Here is a 246-nt window from a genome sequence, read left to right on the forward strand (position 1 = left end):
CCTGCGCGATATCCCACGCGCCGACAATTAGAAGATCACTGACCGGTATTTTCAATTCGTTGTACACGACGTATGCTGTTCCGTTCTCGTAATAATAGTGATAATAAGCGTAGTTATCCGGGAAGAAGAACTGCTCGTCTTCACTGAAAGCCAAGTTTCGGAATTCCGAGTTATATGCACGCGTTCCCATGTTTACTTTCTCGTGCATGAGCTCGCGATAGGTCCAGCGCCAAGGCCACGCCAGTT

1 protein-coding gene is annotated in these 246 nt (G+C 48.4%); it reads right to left on the bottom strand.

The genetic code is table 11. From position 1 onward, the window contains the following. The coding region (locus SB659_RS20255; RefSeq protein ID WP_410551728.1) for a hypothetical protein at positions 1–190 on the bottom strand (190 nt) is incomplete at its 3' end. Positions 191–246: the final 56 nt, after the last annotated feature.

The organism is Arthrobacter sp. SIMBA_036 (assembly GCF_046535135.1).
In the GTDB taxonomy this organism is placed as follows: domain Bacteria; phylum Actinomycetota; class Actinomycetes; order Actinomycetales; family Micrococcaceae; genus Arthrobacter.